Raw genomic sequence first — 14845 nt, forward strand, 5'->3', positions numbered from 1 at the left:
AAATAGATGTTCTCCAAAGTTGGAATGGATTAACATTGGAAAAGCTTTTTAGGGAGCGGTGGAAGGCCCCAAAGAAATTAGTCCATGAATGGAGGATGAGTAAAGAAGTGACAGTGAACGGAAATTCCGTCGCATGGTCAACTGTTCTTAATGAAGGGGATACGATCAGCATCCCTTTATTGGATCATGCTGAAAATGAAACAGTTCAAGCGACAGACTTAGGAATTTCCATCATATATGAAGATGATGTGTTGTTGATTGCCAATAAACCGGCTGGAATGGATACCCACCCTTCTCAACAGGGTGAGTCACACTCCCTCATCAATGGAGTGGCGCACCATCTTCAAAAAACTGGCCAGTCCTGTATGATCAAGCATATTCATAGGCTTGATCAGGATACCACCGGTGCGGTCCTTTTTGCCAAAAACCGCCTCATAGGGTCCATGCTGGATAGAATGTTGGAAGAAAGGGAGATCAAACGGACATATCTAGCTTTAGTCGAAGGAAACATTAAAAAGAACGAAGGCGAAATCAAAGAAAAAATTGGCCGCGACCGACACCATGCCACGAGACGAAGGGTTTCCTCTACAGGCCAGACGGCAGTCACCCATTTTCAGGTACTCAATCGCGATCCCAAGAAAAACTTGACGCTTGTCAGCTGTACACTGGAAAGCGGCCGAACCCATCAAATCAGGGTGCATTTCAGTCATTTGAATCACCCCTTGGCCGGAGATACCTTGTATGGCGGAAAAAAGACATTTCCGCGTCAAGCCCTGCATGCAAGGAAAATCGAATTCATCCACCCCATTTCAGAAAAAAAAATGAGCATTGAAGCTCCTTTCATGGATAGACCTGAAATATTCGATGTCACCATTTAAACTGAATAAACACCGTTCCATTGGGAACGGTGTTCTTATTACTTCCATTGGTATGAAATTGTTGCCCATATTTTTTTTGTGCACCACCTGCAGGACTTTCCACGATTGGGGCGAATTGGTTTAAAGGCATGCCAGGACGAAATCTGTCCATTTTTGCAAAAAAAAATAGCTGGCCACTTGGGCCAGCTTAATCTTTGCATTTATGAAGCTTTTCTCATGCCTTTTAAGATAAGGCTTAAGACGAAAACAAACACGATAGCACCAATCAATGCTGGAATTATAGCGAAATCCGCTACTGAAGGGCCCCAGTTCCCAAGAATTAATGAACCTAACCATGCACCAACAAAACCAGCGATAATATTACCGATAATTCCAAATGGTACGTCACGTCCAACGATCATACCTGCTAACCAACCAATGATACCTCCGATAATTAATGACCATAAAAATCCCATAATATATTTCCTCCTTAGTATTAGTTATTTTTCAATTTCTGCAGCAGACTCCAAGAAATCAAATCACTTCCATATTGTCATGCCTTTTTTCAGTAATTTTAACTTTTACATTCAAATGGTATGATGCCGATAATGCACAATATCTAATGAATGTGAATGTTTTAGTTATTGGGTAGATTTAGCTAGCTATAGCCCTTGAGTAACTGATTGGACAATCCTCATGTTAGTGAATTTTTTCTTTTTGTTTGCCGCTGTACTCATTATTTTCCCCGTTTAATTAATCTAAAACCTAATTTTTTTAAAAAATATTTGGCAACGAAAACAGGATTATTAGACATATTAAACGGGTATACCATAGGCTTAACTTTGTCACATAGTTAGTATAAGCAATAACTGTCTCAATTATGTTCATGAGGAAAAATAAAAAAAGGATGCCCCATTCGGGACACCCTTCTATCAGTATTTTTTAGAACAAAAGTTCATCGGGATTGCTGCCGAACCGTTCATTTTTGTTCAAGGCATCTATTTGATTCATTTCATTCAGGCTTAATGAAAAGTCAAATACCTCTGCATTTTCCTCGATACGGGACGGCGTAATCGATTTAGGTATTACAACTAGATCATGTTGCAGATGCCACCTAATCAACACTTGGGCTGAGCTTTTCCCGTGCTTCTTCGCTATATGATTAATTGTCGGCTCTTCCAATAGGTTCCCTCTGCCCAGCGGGCTCCAAGATTCTACCTTTATTTCATGTTTTGCACAGTAGTCACGAATTTCGACTTGAGTCAAAAGTGGATGCAATTCAATTTGATTGACGACCGGTTTCACTTCACTGTTTGCAAGTAACTTCTCCAAATGATGAACATGGAAATTACTTACACCGATTGATTTCACCTTTCCATCCTTATAAAGCTTTTCCAATGCCCTCCAGGTTTCCAGATATTTATCTTTTCCCGGCCAGTGGATCAGGTATAAATCCAAGTATTCCAAACCAAGGCGATGTAAACTATCATCAAATGCCTGGAGCGTCGTTTCGTATCCTTGCTCTGTATTCCACACTTTAGACGTAATGAACAATTCTTCACGTGGCACTCCGCATTCCCGAATCGCCTGGCCAACACCTTCTTCATTTTCATAAATGGCCGCCGTATCAATCGCACGATAACCAACTTCGATCGCTTTCTTGACGGATTCAACCGTTTCATTGCCATTTTTCACTTTAAATACACCGAAACCCAACTGTGGCATTTTAACTCCATTATGTAAGGTGATCGTTTCCCCAATATTTGAAATCATTCCATCATTCCCCCTTACTTTTATTTACCAATTATACATCCCTCCACCCCCTATTTCTAACCATAAGCCTCGGAATTTATAGAGCCTTCTTAAGCGAAAACTCCCCCTTACATACCATTTATATATATTAAAGGGATCATTTTATCTTTTAAATCATTCACTAAGTTAAATATTTTGTAAAAAAATGACGAAACATCTATCCTTATAGGTATGAAATTCGTTACAATTGAATAGTTCGGCTTAAAACCAAGTAAAAAAGAAGGTGCCAAATTTTAAGAATAATCAAATGTAAAACTCCCATTCTAATATTGAGGAGTTGCAAACTGTCCTGCCCATTCATTGGCGACAATCCATATACACTTTACATACTTGAAATCAAGGGAGTCCTCCATGTATGAATAGCCTACTCATCTTAACCGCGCTAATTATTATTTTTGCTTTGGTCTTTGACTTTATCAATGGCTTCCATGATACTGCTAACGCCATCGCTACAGCAGTATCAACCAAGGCGCTTAAACCACGTCATGCAATCATCATGGCTGCGGTCATGAATTTATTAGGAGCACTGACCTTCACCGGTGTAGCGCATACCATTACGAAGGATATCGTTGATCCTTTCACATTGAACAATGGTTCTTATGTAATCCTTGCCGCCCTGCTTTCGGCAATAATATGGAATTTAATCACTTGGTATTTTGGCATTCCAAGCAGTTCCTCCCATGCGATCATTGGTTCAATAGCGGGAGCTGCCATCGTGGCTAGTGGATTCGATACGATTAAATGGAGTGGATTCACTAAAATTGTACAAGCATTGATTCTATCCCCTATCCTTGCCTTCACGCTTGGATTCATTGTATACAGTATCTTCAAGGTAGTATTCAAAAATAATAATTTAGGAAAAACCAATAAACGATTCAGGAGAATACAAATTCTCACGGCGGCCATACAGTCTTATACACATGGAACGAATGATGCTCAAAAATCCATGGGGATCATCACGATGGCTCTAATCGCAAACGGTTATGCCTCTACCTCTGAAGTTCCTTTCTGGGTACAACTATCCTGCGCAATAGCCATGGCGCTTGGTACATCAATCGGAGGCTGGAAGATCATTAAAACCGTTGGCGGTAAAATCATGAAAATCCGCCCGGTTAACGGTGTGGCTGCCGATATGACTGGAGCATCCATCATTTTCGGTGCAACCTTCCTGCATATGCCGGTCAGCACGACACATGTCATTTCTTCTTCAATACTTGGGGTCGGTTCTGCACACCGCATCAAAGGGGTAAAATGGGGAACCGCAAAAAACATGTTGATCACTTGGTTCATTACATTGCCAATTTCCGCTTCCTTAGCTGGAATCATTTACTATTTAATTGCTTTATTTTTATAGAATCTTTTGCCTTTCCATATTGGAAAGGCTTTTTTTCTACAGATTACCCCTTATAATTGTAGGGTTTTTCCCATTTTTTAATTTTCATTGTGTTTTTATATAAAGTTTTATTAAGATTTTGTAAATTTTCGTCGAAAAACCTTCCCGAATACTACATGAATTCGTTACAATCAATTTGTTAATACTAAGCGTACGACTAAAGTGCGTAAATTTGCATGACTAATTGGGAGGCTTTAACATGGCTTTTAAATCAAAAAAAGACAAATTCGCAGTAATGCTTTTTAACATCGCTCAAAACCTTAAAGAAGGTGCTGACTATTTCGCGGATTATAAACTCAAAAACATCTCCGATCTCAAAGTATTTTCAGATACGATGAAAGACTATGAGCATAAAGGCGATTCAATGGTTCATAATGTGATTAAAGAGCTGAACAATGCCTTCATCACTCCTATCGAACGGGAAGATATACTTGAATTGACCATGAGAATGGATGATGTCATAGACGGTTTGGAACACTGTGCAGCATTATTCGAGATGTACTCAATTGTCAATGCAGATGAGTATATGCTTAAGTTTGTGGATGCAATCAAACAGTGTACGTATGAGATTGAAAATGCTGTCGATACACTATCCACTAAGAAATTACCAATGATTCGTGAAAATGCAATCAAGATTAAAGATCTTGAATCAGTTTGTGACGGAATCCAACGTCAATCAATCAAAAACTTGTTTACAGTTGAAAAAGATCCAATCAGGATCATTCAATATAAAGAAATTTACGAAAGCCTTGAAGAGATCGCCGATCACTGTCAAGCAGTGGCCAATACACTTGAAACAATCATAATGAAAAACGCCTAAGGAGTACCCCAATAAATGGATACTTTATTAATTTTAACAATATTAATCGTTTTCTTTGCTTTAGCATTTGACTTCATCAATGGTTTTCATGATACAGCCAATGCAATTGCGACTGCCGTTTCAACAAAGGCCTTGAAGCCTAGGCATGCCATCATCATGGCAGCCATCATGAACTTCGTCGGAGCTATGACATTCACTGGAGTAGCGAAGACCATAACGAAGGATATCGTGGATCCGTTCACGCTTCCGAATGGTTCGTATGTAATCATGGCTGCTCTGCTTGCCGCTATCATATGGAACCTTCTTACCTGGTATTACGGAATACCAAGCAGTTCCTCCCATGCATTGATTGGTTCGATTGCAGGTGCCGCCATTGCTGCAGCAGGCTTCTCCGGCATTAAATGGGAAGGATTCATGAAAATTCTTCAAGCTTTGATCTTCTCCCCGCTAATTGCTTTTGCAATCGGGTTTATCGTATACAGCATCTTTAAAGTAGTATTTAAAAATAATAACCTGACAAAAACAAACCAAAAATTCCGTACTATACAGATTGCTACTGCGGCACTTCAATCGTATACCCACGGAACGAACGACGCACAAAAAGCGATGGGTATCATCACGATGGCCCTCATTGCGAATGGTTATGCATCAAGTACCGATATCCCCTTCTGGGTTCAATTCTCCTGTGCGCTAGCAATGGGGCTTGGAACTTCCGTCGGCGGATGGAAAATCATTAAAACCGTTGGCGGTAAAATCATGAAAATCCGTCCGGTCAATGGTGTTGCAGCCGATTTAACCGGGGCTTTCATCATTTTCGGCGCGACAGTCATACACATGCCAGTCAGTACAACCCATGTTATTTCGTCTTCAATCCTTGGTGTTGGATCTGCGCATCGTGTCAAGGGCGTTAAATGGGGAACGGCAAAAAGGATGATCATCACTTGGTTCATTACCATTCCCATCTCGGCAACATTAGCTGGTTTGCTTTATCTTTTAATTAACTTCTTATTCTAAAATAAAATCCCTTCCGGTTTCCACGGTAGGGATTTTCTGTTTTTAACAAAGGATTTATCTATGCTTATTAATAGGAAACGTTTAAAATTCAAGAAGAAGGAATTTTTTTTAGCGAGGGGCAAATAAAAATGAAGGAATTCGAAAAAAATAGAGATATTTTTAAAGACCTTTATGGAGATATGATGGAATTTGCCGATAGAATCAGTTCTGTTTTGGGTTGCCCCATTACGATCGAGGACGGTAACCACCGCTTACTTGCTTATAGCACACACGATGATACTACGGATCAGGCTCGTATCATGACTATAATCGGAAGACGTGTCCCTGAAAAGGTCATCAACAGTTTATGGAAAGATGGCTTCATCCCCGCATTATTGAAAGAAGATGCCCCCATTAAAATCGGGGCCATCAGTGATGTCGGTCTCGGTAACAGGGTTGCGGTTTCCATCCGGAAAAATAATGAAGTACTTGGATTCATTTGGGCTTTGGAAGTAAATGAACCTTTCTCCGGAGAAGATATGAAATTTCTGCAATTCGCTGCCAAGGAGGCGAAGAACCAGTTACAGCAATTGCAATTGAAAAAGAAAAGGAAAGAAGCAGGTCATCAAGAGTTCCTTTGGCGCATGTTGACCGGGCACTACCAAGAAGAATCGGAAATAATTGAACATTTCAAGAAATTTTCCATCCACGTTCCAGTGGTTTTTTCCATATTGGTATTCGAATTTCCTAAAGAGATCAATCGCGAGGTGGAGCGCTACATTTCATACATGTTAACGACCACTCAGAAGATAAACAGTTCCTTATTTGCCATTGACCATAACAAGCTCATTCTTTTCGCGGGAGGCAACCAGGAAAACAGCCCATCTTTCACTTCATCGATTTATGAGTTCATTCCTTTTTTCATTCTGGAGATGAAACAGCGTTTCGGTGTTGAGCATATCCTTGGAACGGCTGGCAATATGTATAAAAACTTAATGGATGTTAAATCAAGTTACGAAGAAGCTCAATACACCCTTAAAATGAAGAGTATTTTCCCAGATGACATGAAACTCATTTTACATTATGAAGAACTTGGCATGTTTCAAATGATTGAATCACTCGCAAGCAACAAACAGCGTCGTGTTCATCCATCCATCCTTAAGCTAAAAGCATATGACATGAAAAACCAGACGGAATTGCTGCGAACGCTCACTGTCTATCTAGAGAAAGACTGCAATCCAAATGAATCTTCAAGTAATCTTCATATCCATGTGAATACATTGAATTACCGATTAAAAAGAATCTCTGAAGTGGGAAATATTCGACTAAAAGACCCGATTCAAAAAATGTCCCTCTTCCTTAACATTAAACTTAATCAATATGATGAATTTCACAAGAAAAATTAATGATATATTCCCTGATATGGAATACTAGAAGTGTGGAAAGGTTGATCATATGAAACTTGAAACAAAAGAAGAGCTTGAAAACGAATTAACAATCATTGAAAAATGGGAAAAAGATCAGAAAGGACTATGGTTTTGGGAACGGATCGGACGGATTCCCTTCAAGCTATTGGATAAGTTGACACCGGATTTCATTCAGAAAAAATTGGGTGTCATGCTTGATGAAATCGGCAGCTACATTCAGAATGGCGGAAAATATTTAACGAAAGAAACTCATATTCTAGGTCAGCTGCAAGCCAAGGTTCCAGAGTTGGAAATTAAAGCCCTGAAAGATGTTTCAGTCATCCCCCTCAAAATCATGGATAGCGTGAGTCAGGATATTAAAAATTCAGGCAGCAAATTGGCAACGGTTCAAGGTGCCACTACAGGGATTGGCGGAATTTTCACTTTGGCCATCGACATCCCCCTTCTTCTCGGCATGTCGATCAAAACGCTTCAGGATATCGCCATCACATATGGCTTCAATCCTAGAGACCGCCAAGAACGTATTTTCATCGTCAAATGTCTGCAATTCACAACATCGGATGTTGTCGGCAAAAAGGCTCTATTAAATGAATTGTCGAAAATGGACCAGACCGATTCCCAATCAAAAAGGGAAATAGCATCCGAACTGCAAGGTTGGCGGGAAGTCGTTTATACATACCGTGATCAGTTTGGCTGGAAAAAACTTATGCAAATGGTTCCTGTTGCCGGGATAATCTTTGGCGCCCTTACAAATCGTTCCATGATTGCCGATATAGCCGATACGGGAATCATGCTATATAAGAAAAGAAGGATTTTAGAGCGTATTCAAGAACCTATTGCAAAGAATTGAATTCAGCTTTTTAAAAGGTCTTGTTCCTGGCTAGCCCATATTTTTGACACTGCGTTTGTGGAATTCCACAAATACACCTTTTTCAATTTTCTGATTTCCACATACTAACTATTTCTTTTTCCAACTATACTTGTTATACAAATAGTAAAAACATATTATTGGAGGGATTAAGATGAGAATAGGAATTCCAAAAGAGATTAAAAACAATGAAAACCGTGTAGCTATCACTCCAGCCGGGGTTGTGGCATTGGTCAATGCAGGTCACGAAGTATTAATCGAAATGAACGCAGGTCTAGGAAGCAGCTTTACAAATGAATCATATCAAGAAGCTGGTGCTGTTATAGTCGAGGACGCTGCTAGCGTTTGGTCAAGCACAGAAATGATCATGAAAGTAAAAGAGCCTATCTCATCTGAATATAAATATTTCCGAAAAGATTTAATCCTTTTCACATATTTACATCTTGCGGCTGAACCGGCATTAGCTCAGGCCCTAAAAGAAAGCGGTGTCTTGGCCATTGCTTATGAAACGGTTGCAGTAAACCGCACACTACCATTACTGACACCAATGAGTGAAGTTGCAGGACGCATGGCTGCACAAATCGGTGCTCAGTTCCTTGAAAAAAATAACGGCGGCAAAGGAATACTCTTAAGCGGAGTTCCTGGAGTTAAACGTGGTAAAGTCGCTGTTGTCGGCGGAGGTATGGTTGGAACGAATGCTGCTAAAATCGCAATTGGATTAGGAGCAGATGTTACCATTCTTGACTTAAGCCCTGACCGCCTTCGTCAGCTTGATGATATTTTCGGAAATGAACTGACTACACTTATCTCCAACCCTTATAATATTGCGGAAGCAGTCAAAGATGCCGATTTAGTGATCGGTGCTGTATTGATTCCAGGTGCAAAAGCTCCTAAGCTCGTTACTGAAGAAATGGTTAAATCGATGTCTCCTGGTTCAGTCATTGTCGATGTTGCAATCGACCAAGGCGGTATCTTTGAAACGGTCGACCACATAACAACACATGATAACCCTACTTATGTTAAACATGGAGTAGTGCATTATGCAGTGGCGAATATGCCAGGAGCAGTGCCTCAAACTTCTACAGTTGCATTAACTAACGTAACAGTACCATTTGCACTTCAAATTGCAAACAAAGGTGCCATCAAAGCGATCCTTGAAAATGATGCACTTGCAAAAGGCGTCAATGTAGCGAACGGTGAAATCACGTTCGAAGCAGTTGCCACAGACCTCGGCTACAACTATGTAAGTGTTGAAAATGCCTTAAATTCAAATAACATTAACGCTTAATAAAAAACAAGACTCCAGACACAACCTTGTCTGGAGTCTTGTTTTTTTGTACGAGAATCTCGTTGAAAGCTGTACTTCAGGCGATTTAGCTAGATATAGGTCGAATTATCAGATCGGACGGACCATTTTCCGATTATAGCCCGAATGAAAGACGAAAATCATTTTTATGCGAATATATGTTTAAATTCCGTGATATATAATTGGCATTTTCGCCTTGTCCCCATATAATAGACAAGATTTCCACTATATTTTATATGGGATCAAGTCTGTTTGTTGTTATTACTAATCTACAAAATAGTATATTCCTCTTAATCTATGAAAATCTTCCCAGGATTCATTATTCCTTTCGGATCCAATGCCTGTTTGATCGTTTTCATCACTACGTAAGCTCCTCCATGCTCCCTTCGCTGATACTTCGATTTTCCAAGTCCTACTCCATGTTCACCCGTACATGTACCGCCTTTTGTTAATGCATATTCGACGATTTCTTCATTTAACCTCTTCGCTTCTTTTACTTCTTCAGGATTTTTCAGATCGATCATGAACAATACGTGATAATTCCCGTCACCTACATGTCCTACAATCGCACCCTCCATTTTGGATTGTTCGACTTTCTTCCTTGTATCCAGTATGGCATTAGATAATTCATGAAGGGGCACACTTACGTCGGTCACCATCAGCTTCTTTCCAGGTGCGCTGTGAATGAATGCGTAAGCGAGGTTATGGCGTGCTTCCCATAAGGCATTCCGTGCTTTTGAATCGGTTTCAAACTGAATATCGCCACAGCCAAAATCACTTACGATTTCCTTGGCAAATTTGACGTCCTGTTCCAGTCCGGCAAAATTCCCATGAAACTCGAGGAATAAAGTTGGCTTGACATCATAGGATTTGTCCATGAATTGATTAACCTTTTTTATGGACTCGGCATCAACCAATTCAATTCGTGCAATCGGAATTCCAGCAAGCATGATCCCATTAACCGCAGATACTGCCTGTTCGACGGTTGGAAATGAGGCCCTTCCAGCCATTGTGACTTCAGGAATGCCATATACCTTTAATGTCAGTTCAGTAAATACACCTAGCGTACCTTCAGAGCCGACAAACAAGCCATTCAAATGAATGCCTGAAGATGACTTTGTCGCTAAACTTCCGGAATGAATGACTTCACCGTTTGCTAAAACCACTTCCAGATCCCTGACTTGATCCCGCATTATCCCATATTTGACCGAGGTCGTACCACTTGCATTCGTAGCTGCCATCCCTCCCAATGTAGCATCCGCACCAGGATCGACGGAAAAGAACAAACCGTAATTTTTTAATTCTTTATTGAGTTGCGTCCTTGTCACACCTGGTTGGACCTTCACAAGGAAATCATTTTCCCTGATTTCCAATATTTGATTCATCAAGGACAAATCCAGGGAAATTCCACCCTTGACAGGAACGACATGCCCCTCCAAACTTGAACCCAATCCAAAAGGAATGACCGGTATTTCATGCTCATTCGCAAACCGCATGACTGCGCTTACCTCAGCAGTATCCCTTGGGTATATGACCATATCCGGTAAATGCGGGGTATGGTAGGATTCATCATGGCTATGCTGTTCCAATAATGTTTCATTCACCGTTACTTGTTCTTCCGTCAATATCTTCCTTAATTCTTCTATATAACCATTCATTATGCTGCCCCCTCTTTTTTTACCAAACATTCTGAAAATATCACACAAAATGAGATTGCCTGCCAATAGGCAATCCATCTTTCTTCACTTACTGAAGCCTTTCGTTTTATCCGTGCAGGACTTCATTGCTTGCAGAATGCTGGATCTTAGCTGATTCTCTTCTAAAGACGCTACCGCAGCTATCGTTGACCCTCCCGGCGTGCAGACATCATCCTTTAAAGCAGCAGGATGCCTTTCCGTTTCCAGTACCATTTTAGCAGCCCCCATTACAGCTTGTGCTGCCATTCGGTACGCTTGTTTCCGTGGAATGCCATCACGGACCCCCCCATCAGCCAGCGCCTCGATGAACATGTATACATAAGCAGGCGACGAACCGCTGATGGCCGGTACTGCGTCCATCAAATCTTCATGGAGGATTTCCGTTTTACCGAAACTATTCAGCAAAAAAGTCACATCCTCTATATCAGCATCGGTAATTTCAGCATTGATGCTCATGGCCGTCATGCCTTCACCGACAAGCGAAGGAGTGTTTGGCATCGTCCGGATAACCTTCACTTTTTTTCCGAAGCTGCTCTCCACTAAAGATATAGTGATCCCAGCTGCCATGGTAATGATTACAGCTTCTTCTTTCACATGATTCTTCACTTCTTCAAGCACTTGTTTATGCATGGCAGGTTGGATCCCTAGAAAGAGAATGTCTGCAAAACCAGCAACCTCTATATTATCCAAAGTGCCTTTAACGTTATATTTCGTGGTGATTTTAGTTTTGGTTTCCGCACTCGCAGTACTGACCATGATCCCTTCAGGTGAAATGACCTCTGCAAGCAACATGCCCTCAAGCATTGCCTCACCCATTTTGCCGCATCCAATAAACCCGATTTTTTTATTCATATCTTACACTTCCAATCATAAGTTCATCTATATTCCTTCTTATTATATCGGATATCATAAATGGAAACACGTTGGAAATATTAATCAGGAAGGATTTGGTGGTTTCTGGTCGAATTACTTAATTGTTATGGATGAATCTTGATATCAACTTCAATTGAAATTTTCAGTGAAAAAACCGTTGACTAAATGGTCATTTCGGATTTATAATTTTGACCTATCAGTCACAAAATGAATAAGGAATAAAATTCCAGGAATGGAGAAATCATATGCAAACGGAAAAAAAAGCAGTTAATACCAAGCTAGTCTTAACAGGATTGATCATAGGAATGTTTTTCAGTTCATTGGAACAGACGATCGTCGGTACGGCCATGCCGACAATTATCGGGGAATTGAATGGTTTTACCATCTTTGCATGGGTGACGACTGCCTATTTAATAGCCTCAACGACTGTCGTACCCATTGTTGGAAAGCTATCTGATTTATATGGCAGGCGTTCCCTTTATCTGCTTGGTACGATCATTTTCACGATTGGTTCTTTTTTATGTGCCACAGCCACTTCGATGGAGCAATTGATCATTTATAGAGGGCTGCAGGGAATCGGCGGCGGGATGATCATGCCTTTATCCCAAACGATCATCGGCGATATATTCTCTGCAGAACAAAGAGCCAAATGGCAGGGTGTATTTGGAGCTCTTTTTGGTTTAAGTTCCGTCATCGGTCCTTTTCTGGGCGGCCTGATCGTTGACCATATCAGCTGGCATTGGATCTTTTTGATCAATGTACCGACGGGCTTACTATCTGCCATTTTGATTTATGTGGGATTGAAACATGAAGCCATAAGGAAAGCAGAGAAGGTGAATATCGATTACCTGGGGATTTTCACCTTGATTCCTGGTATTGTGCTGTTACTGCTGGGCTTGACTTTCGGTGGTGATAAATTTGAATGGTTATCACTGGAATCTTTCTTGATTTTCGGTAGCACCATTGTCTTCATTACTCTATTCATCATTTTTGAAAGAAGAGCAGTCGAACCGATCCTTGATTTATCCCTTTTTAAAAATAGAGTTTTTTCCACCACGAATATTTTGGGATTCCTGCTTGGCCTTGGCATGTTCGGGGCAATCATGTTCGTCCCGCTTTTCATGCAAGGCGTACTGGGAGTTTCACCAACAAAAGCGGGATCGACCATGACTCCGATGATGGTCGGCATGATTCTTTCCAGCATCATTGGCGGGCGGTTACTATTGAAATTCCGTTTTCGTACCGTGCTTACCTTTGGAATGGCCTTTGCAACGCTTGGCTTCTTCCTAATGAGCATGATGGACAGCAGTACGACTATATTCACTGCGTACTCATTCATGGCCATCCTTGGAATAGGTATGGGTCTTGTCATGCCGACATTGATGATTGCCGTTCAAAACGAGTTTCCAAAATCCCAGCTAGGGTCGGTTACAGCGGCTTCCACATTCTTCCGATCTATAGGAGGAACGATGGGCATAACGATCTTGAACGCTGTCATGAATCATAATCTCCAGCAAAATATGGATGATGCGGTCGTAAGCCAAAAGGACCCTATATTGCATGCGGCACTGAAAGCATTGGCCGATAAAACGGATGCGTTATTCAACATCATGCTTTATCCGGAAAACCTTAAAATGCCGGCAGAAGTCAGCAATGTCCTTGTAAAAACGATTGAAAATGCTTGGATCGATGCATTCTCCAGCGTTTTCATCACCGGTATCATTTTTGTTTCCGCGGGGATATTAGTGGCACTTTCCGTGGGTTCAGGCCGTATCAAAAAAGATCAAGAAACGGAAAAAGAATTAGGCTAAAAATATGATCGGGGCCGGCTGATATATTCAGCCGGTCTTTTTAATCCCTTGATGTTTTTTTTTCATTGATAAGGGAATTTTACCTGTATGAGACTAGATGGAGTGATACTATGATAAACCATTCAATTTTACCCGCAGATTTTTATCAGCAGCCCACGCTTGAACTGGCAAAATCCCTTCTTGGCTGCCTCATTGTAAAAGAAACAGCGGATGGAACCGCTTCTGGATTCATTGTTGAAACAGAGGCCTATATCGGACCTGGGGACAAGGCCGCACATAGTTTTGGAAATAGAAGGACAAAACGGACGGAAGTGATGTTCGGTAATTCCGGATTGATTTATACTTACGTCATGCATACACATACACTGGTCAATGTCGTAAGCGGCGGGCCTGAAAATCCGGAGGCCATTTTAATTCGAGCTGTTGAACCCTATTCAGGGCTTGAGTTAATGCAGGAAAGACGCGGAATTGCCGATATTCGAAAATGGACCGATGGACCTGGGAAGCTAACAAAGGCACTAGGCATCACCATGGATGATTATGGTCGACCTTTTACGGATCCCCCGCTATATCTTGCTGCCGGAAAAATGCCTGAACACATATCCAGCGGCCCCCGCGTCGGAATCGAGAACTCCGGGGCAGCAAAAGATTATCCTTGGCGTTTCTGGATTACCGACAATCCGTTCATATCCCGTAAAAACCTAATTAATAAGGCTGTGCCGAAAAATGAACCATGATTTTATCCCCTCAATGTTGTGTAAAATTCCGTGGATATTACACAACTTTGAGGGGATTTTACTTTGTCCGTAAGCATCCCTAAATCCATATCAACAAGTCGTGTATGAAAGCATTATGAATATCGCTAATGTAAGCTCTAGCCTCAAAAGGAACAAGGCTTATTGAAGTACTACTTATTCCTGCCAAACTTATACATTAGATCATTCAAGTCCCTCAATATCCCATAAGTTCCTTACCCCTTCAACTTCCA

The 14845-nt window shown here is 41.0% G+C and carries 13 protein-coding genes; 9 read left to right on the top strand and 4 right to left on the bottom strand.

Annotated elements, in window-relative coordinates:
* The first annotated feature begins 2 nt into the window (after positions 1–2).
* Complete coding sequence (locus ACFVSH_RS07055) at positions 3–878, top strand: RluA family pseudouridine synthase (RefSeq protein WP_387705373.1); 876 nt, start codon at positions 3–5, stop codon at positions 876–878.
* A 200-nt stretch (positions 879–1078) separates the two neighbouring features.
* Here ACFVSH_RS07055 and ACFVSH_RS07060 read toward each other — a convergent pair whose 3' ends face one another.
* Together ACFVSH_RS07060 and ACFVSH_RS07065 are read right to left on the bottom strand one after the other, a co-directional pair.
* Positions 1079–1333, bottom strand: coding sequence for a GlsB/YeaQ/YmgE family stress response membrane protein (locus ACFVSH_RS07060; RefSeq protein WP_179086047.1), 255 nt, complete (start codon positions 1331–1333; stop codon positions 1079–1081).
* Positions 1334–1799: 466 nt separating this feature from the next.
* The gene (locus ACFVSH_RS07065; protein WP_387705375.1) at positions 1800–2630 is read right to left on the bottom strand and encodes an aldo/keto reductase; all 831 of its coding nucleotides are present in this window, start codon (positions 2628–2630) and stop codon (positions 1800–1802) included.
* 394 nt (positions 2631–3024) lie between these two features.
* Here ACFVSH_RS07065 and ACFVSH_RS07070 point away from each other — a divergent pair, with 394 nt between their 5' ends.
* The 6 genes from ACFVSH_RS07070 to ald all read left to right on the top strand — a co-directional run bounded on the left by ACFVSH_RS07070 (position 3025) and on the right by ald (position 9458).
* Positions 3025–4023, top strand: a complete 999-nt coding sequence (locus ACFVSH_RS07070; RefSeq protein ID WP_260284398.1) for an inorganic phosphate transporter — start codon at positions 3025–3027, stop codon at positions 4021–4023.
* Between the two features lie 238 nt (positions 4024–4261).
* Entirely contained in the window at positions 4262–4882 is a 621-nt protein-coding gene (locus ACFVSH_RS07075) for a DUF47 domain-containing protein (RefSeq protein ID WP_063235631.1), read from the top strand.
* 15 nt (positions 4883–4897) lie between these two features.
* Entirely contained in the window at positions 4898–5896 is a 999-nt protein-coding gene (locus tag ACFVSH_RS07080) for an inorganic phosphate transporter (protein WP_387596816.1), read from the top strand.
* A gap of 128 nt (positions 5897–6024) precedes the next feature.
* The gene (locus ACFVSH_RS07085; protein ID WP_260284396.1) at positions 6025–7281 is read left to right on the top strand and encodes a PucR family transcriptional regulator; all 1257 of its coding nucleotides are present in this window, start codon (positions 6025–6027) and stop codon (positions 7279–7281) included.
* A gap of 49 nt (positions 7282–7330) precedes the next feature.
* Positions 7331–8152 (top strand): EcsC family protein, encoded by an 822-nt coding sequence (locus ACFVSH_RS07090; RefSeq protein ID WP_387705378.1) that lies wholly within the window; start codon positions 7331–7333, stop codon positions 8150–8152.
* A 172-nt stretch (positions 8153–8324) separates the two neighbouring features.
* Positions 8325–9458, top strand: coding sequence for an alanine dehydrogenase (ald, locus tag ACFVSH_RS07095; RefSeq protein WP_076367639.1), 1134 nt, complete (start codon positions 8325–8327; stop codon positions 9456–9458).
* 308 nt (positions 9459–9766) lie between these two features.
* Here the strand turns inward: ald and ACFVSH_RS07100 are convergent, their stop codons facing one another.
* Positions 9767–11134 (bottom strand): FAD-binding oxidoreductase, encoded by a 1368-nt coding sequence (locus ACFVSH_RS07100; RefSeq protein ID WP_387705380.1) that lies wholly within the window; start codon positions 11132–11134, stop codon positions 9767–9769.
* Between the two features lie 84 nt (positions 11135–11218).
* Positions 11219–12025 carry a pyrroline-5-carboxylate reductase gene (gene proC / locus ACFVSH_RS07105; RefSeq protein WP_387705382.1) on the bottom strand — a complete coding sequence of 269 codons (807 nt, stop codon included), beginning with the start codon at positions 12023–12025 and terminating at the stop codon, positions 11219–11221.
* A gap of 266 nt (positions 12026–12291) precedes the next feature.
* On the opposite strand from proC, the gene ACFVSH_RS07110 reads away from it, so the two are divergent.
* Positions 12292–13857 (top strand): MDR family MFS transporter, encoded by a 1566-nt coding sequence (locus ACFVSH_RS07110; protein ID WP_387596829.1) that lies wholly within the window; start codon positions 12292–12294, stop codon positions 13855–13857.
* A gap of 110 nt (positions 13858–13967) precedes the next feature.
* Entirely contained in the window at positions 13968–14594 is a 627-nt protein-coding gene (locus ACFVSH_RS07115; protein WP_387596831.1) for a DNA-3-methyladenine glycosylase, read from the top strand.
* The last annotated feature ends 251 nt before the right edge of the window (positions 14595–14845 follow it).

Origin of the sequence: Peribacillus sp. NPDC058002, from assembly GCF_042886655.1 — a bacterium.
In the GTDB taxonomy this organism is placed as follows: Bacteria; Bacillota; Bacilli; order Bacillales; family DSM-1321; genus Peribacillus; species Peribacillus aracenensis.

What these genes read in the sequence shown, in the direction of transcription:
- ACFVSH_RS07060 (WP_179086047.1), bottom strand. Translation starts at nt 1,333, where the DNA reads ATGGGATTTTTATGGTCATTAATTATCGGAGGTATCATTGGTTGGTTA.
- ACFVSH_RS07090 (WP_387705378.1), top strand. Translation starts at nt 7,331, where the DNA reads ATGAAACTTGAAACAAAAGAAGAGCTTGAAAACGAATTAACAATCATT.
- ald (WP_076367639.1), top strand. Translation starts at nt 8,325, where the DNA reads ATGAGAATAGGAATTCCAAAAGAGATTAAAAACAATGAAAACCGTGTA.
- ACFVSH_RS07075 (WP_063235631.1), top strand. Translation starts at nt 4,262, where the DNA reads ATGGCTTTTAAATCAAAAAAAGACAAATTCGCAGTAATGCTTTTTAAC.
- ACFVSH_RS07110 (WP_387596829.1), top strand. Translation starts at nt 12,292, where the DNA reads ATGCAAACGGAAAAAAAAGCAGTTAATACCAAGCTAGTCTTAACAGGA.
- ACFVSH_RS07115 (WP_387596831.1), top strand. Translation starts at nt 13,968, where the DNA reads ATGATAAACCATTCAATTTTACCCGCAGATTTTTATCAGCAGCCCACG.
- ACFVSH_RS07065 (WP_387705375.1), bottom strand. Translation starts at nt 2,630, where the DNA reads ATGATTTCAAATATTGGGGAAACGATCACCTTACATAATGGAGTTAAA.
- ACFVSH_RS07070 (WP_260284398.1), top strand. Translation starts at nt 3,025, where the DNA reads ATGAATAGCCTACTCATCTTAACCGCGCTAATTATTATTTTTGCTTTG.
- proC (WP_387705382.1), bottom strand. Translation starts at nt 12,025, where the DNA reads ATGAATAAAAAAATCGGGTTTATTGGATGCGGCAAAATGGGTGAGGCA.
- ACFVSH_RS07100 (WP_387705380.1), bottom strand. Translation starts at nt 11,134, where the DNA reads ATGAATGGTTATATAGAAGAATTAAGGAAGATATTGACGGAAGAACAA.
- ACFVSH_RS07080 (WP_387596816.1), top strand. Translation starts at nt 4,898, where the DNA reads ATGGATACTTTATTAATTTTAACAATATTAATCGTTTTCTTTGCTTTA.
- ACFVSH_RS07085 (WP_260284396.1), top strand. Translation starts at nt 6,025, where the DNA reads ATGAAGGAATTCGAAAAAAATAGAGATATTTTTAAAGACCTTTATGGA.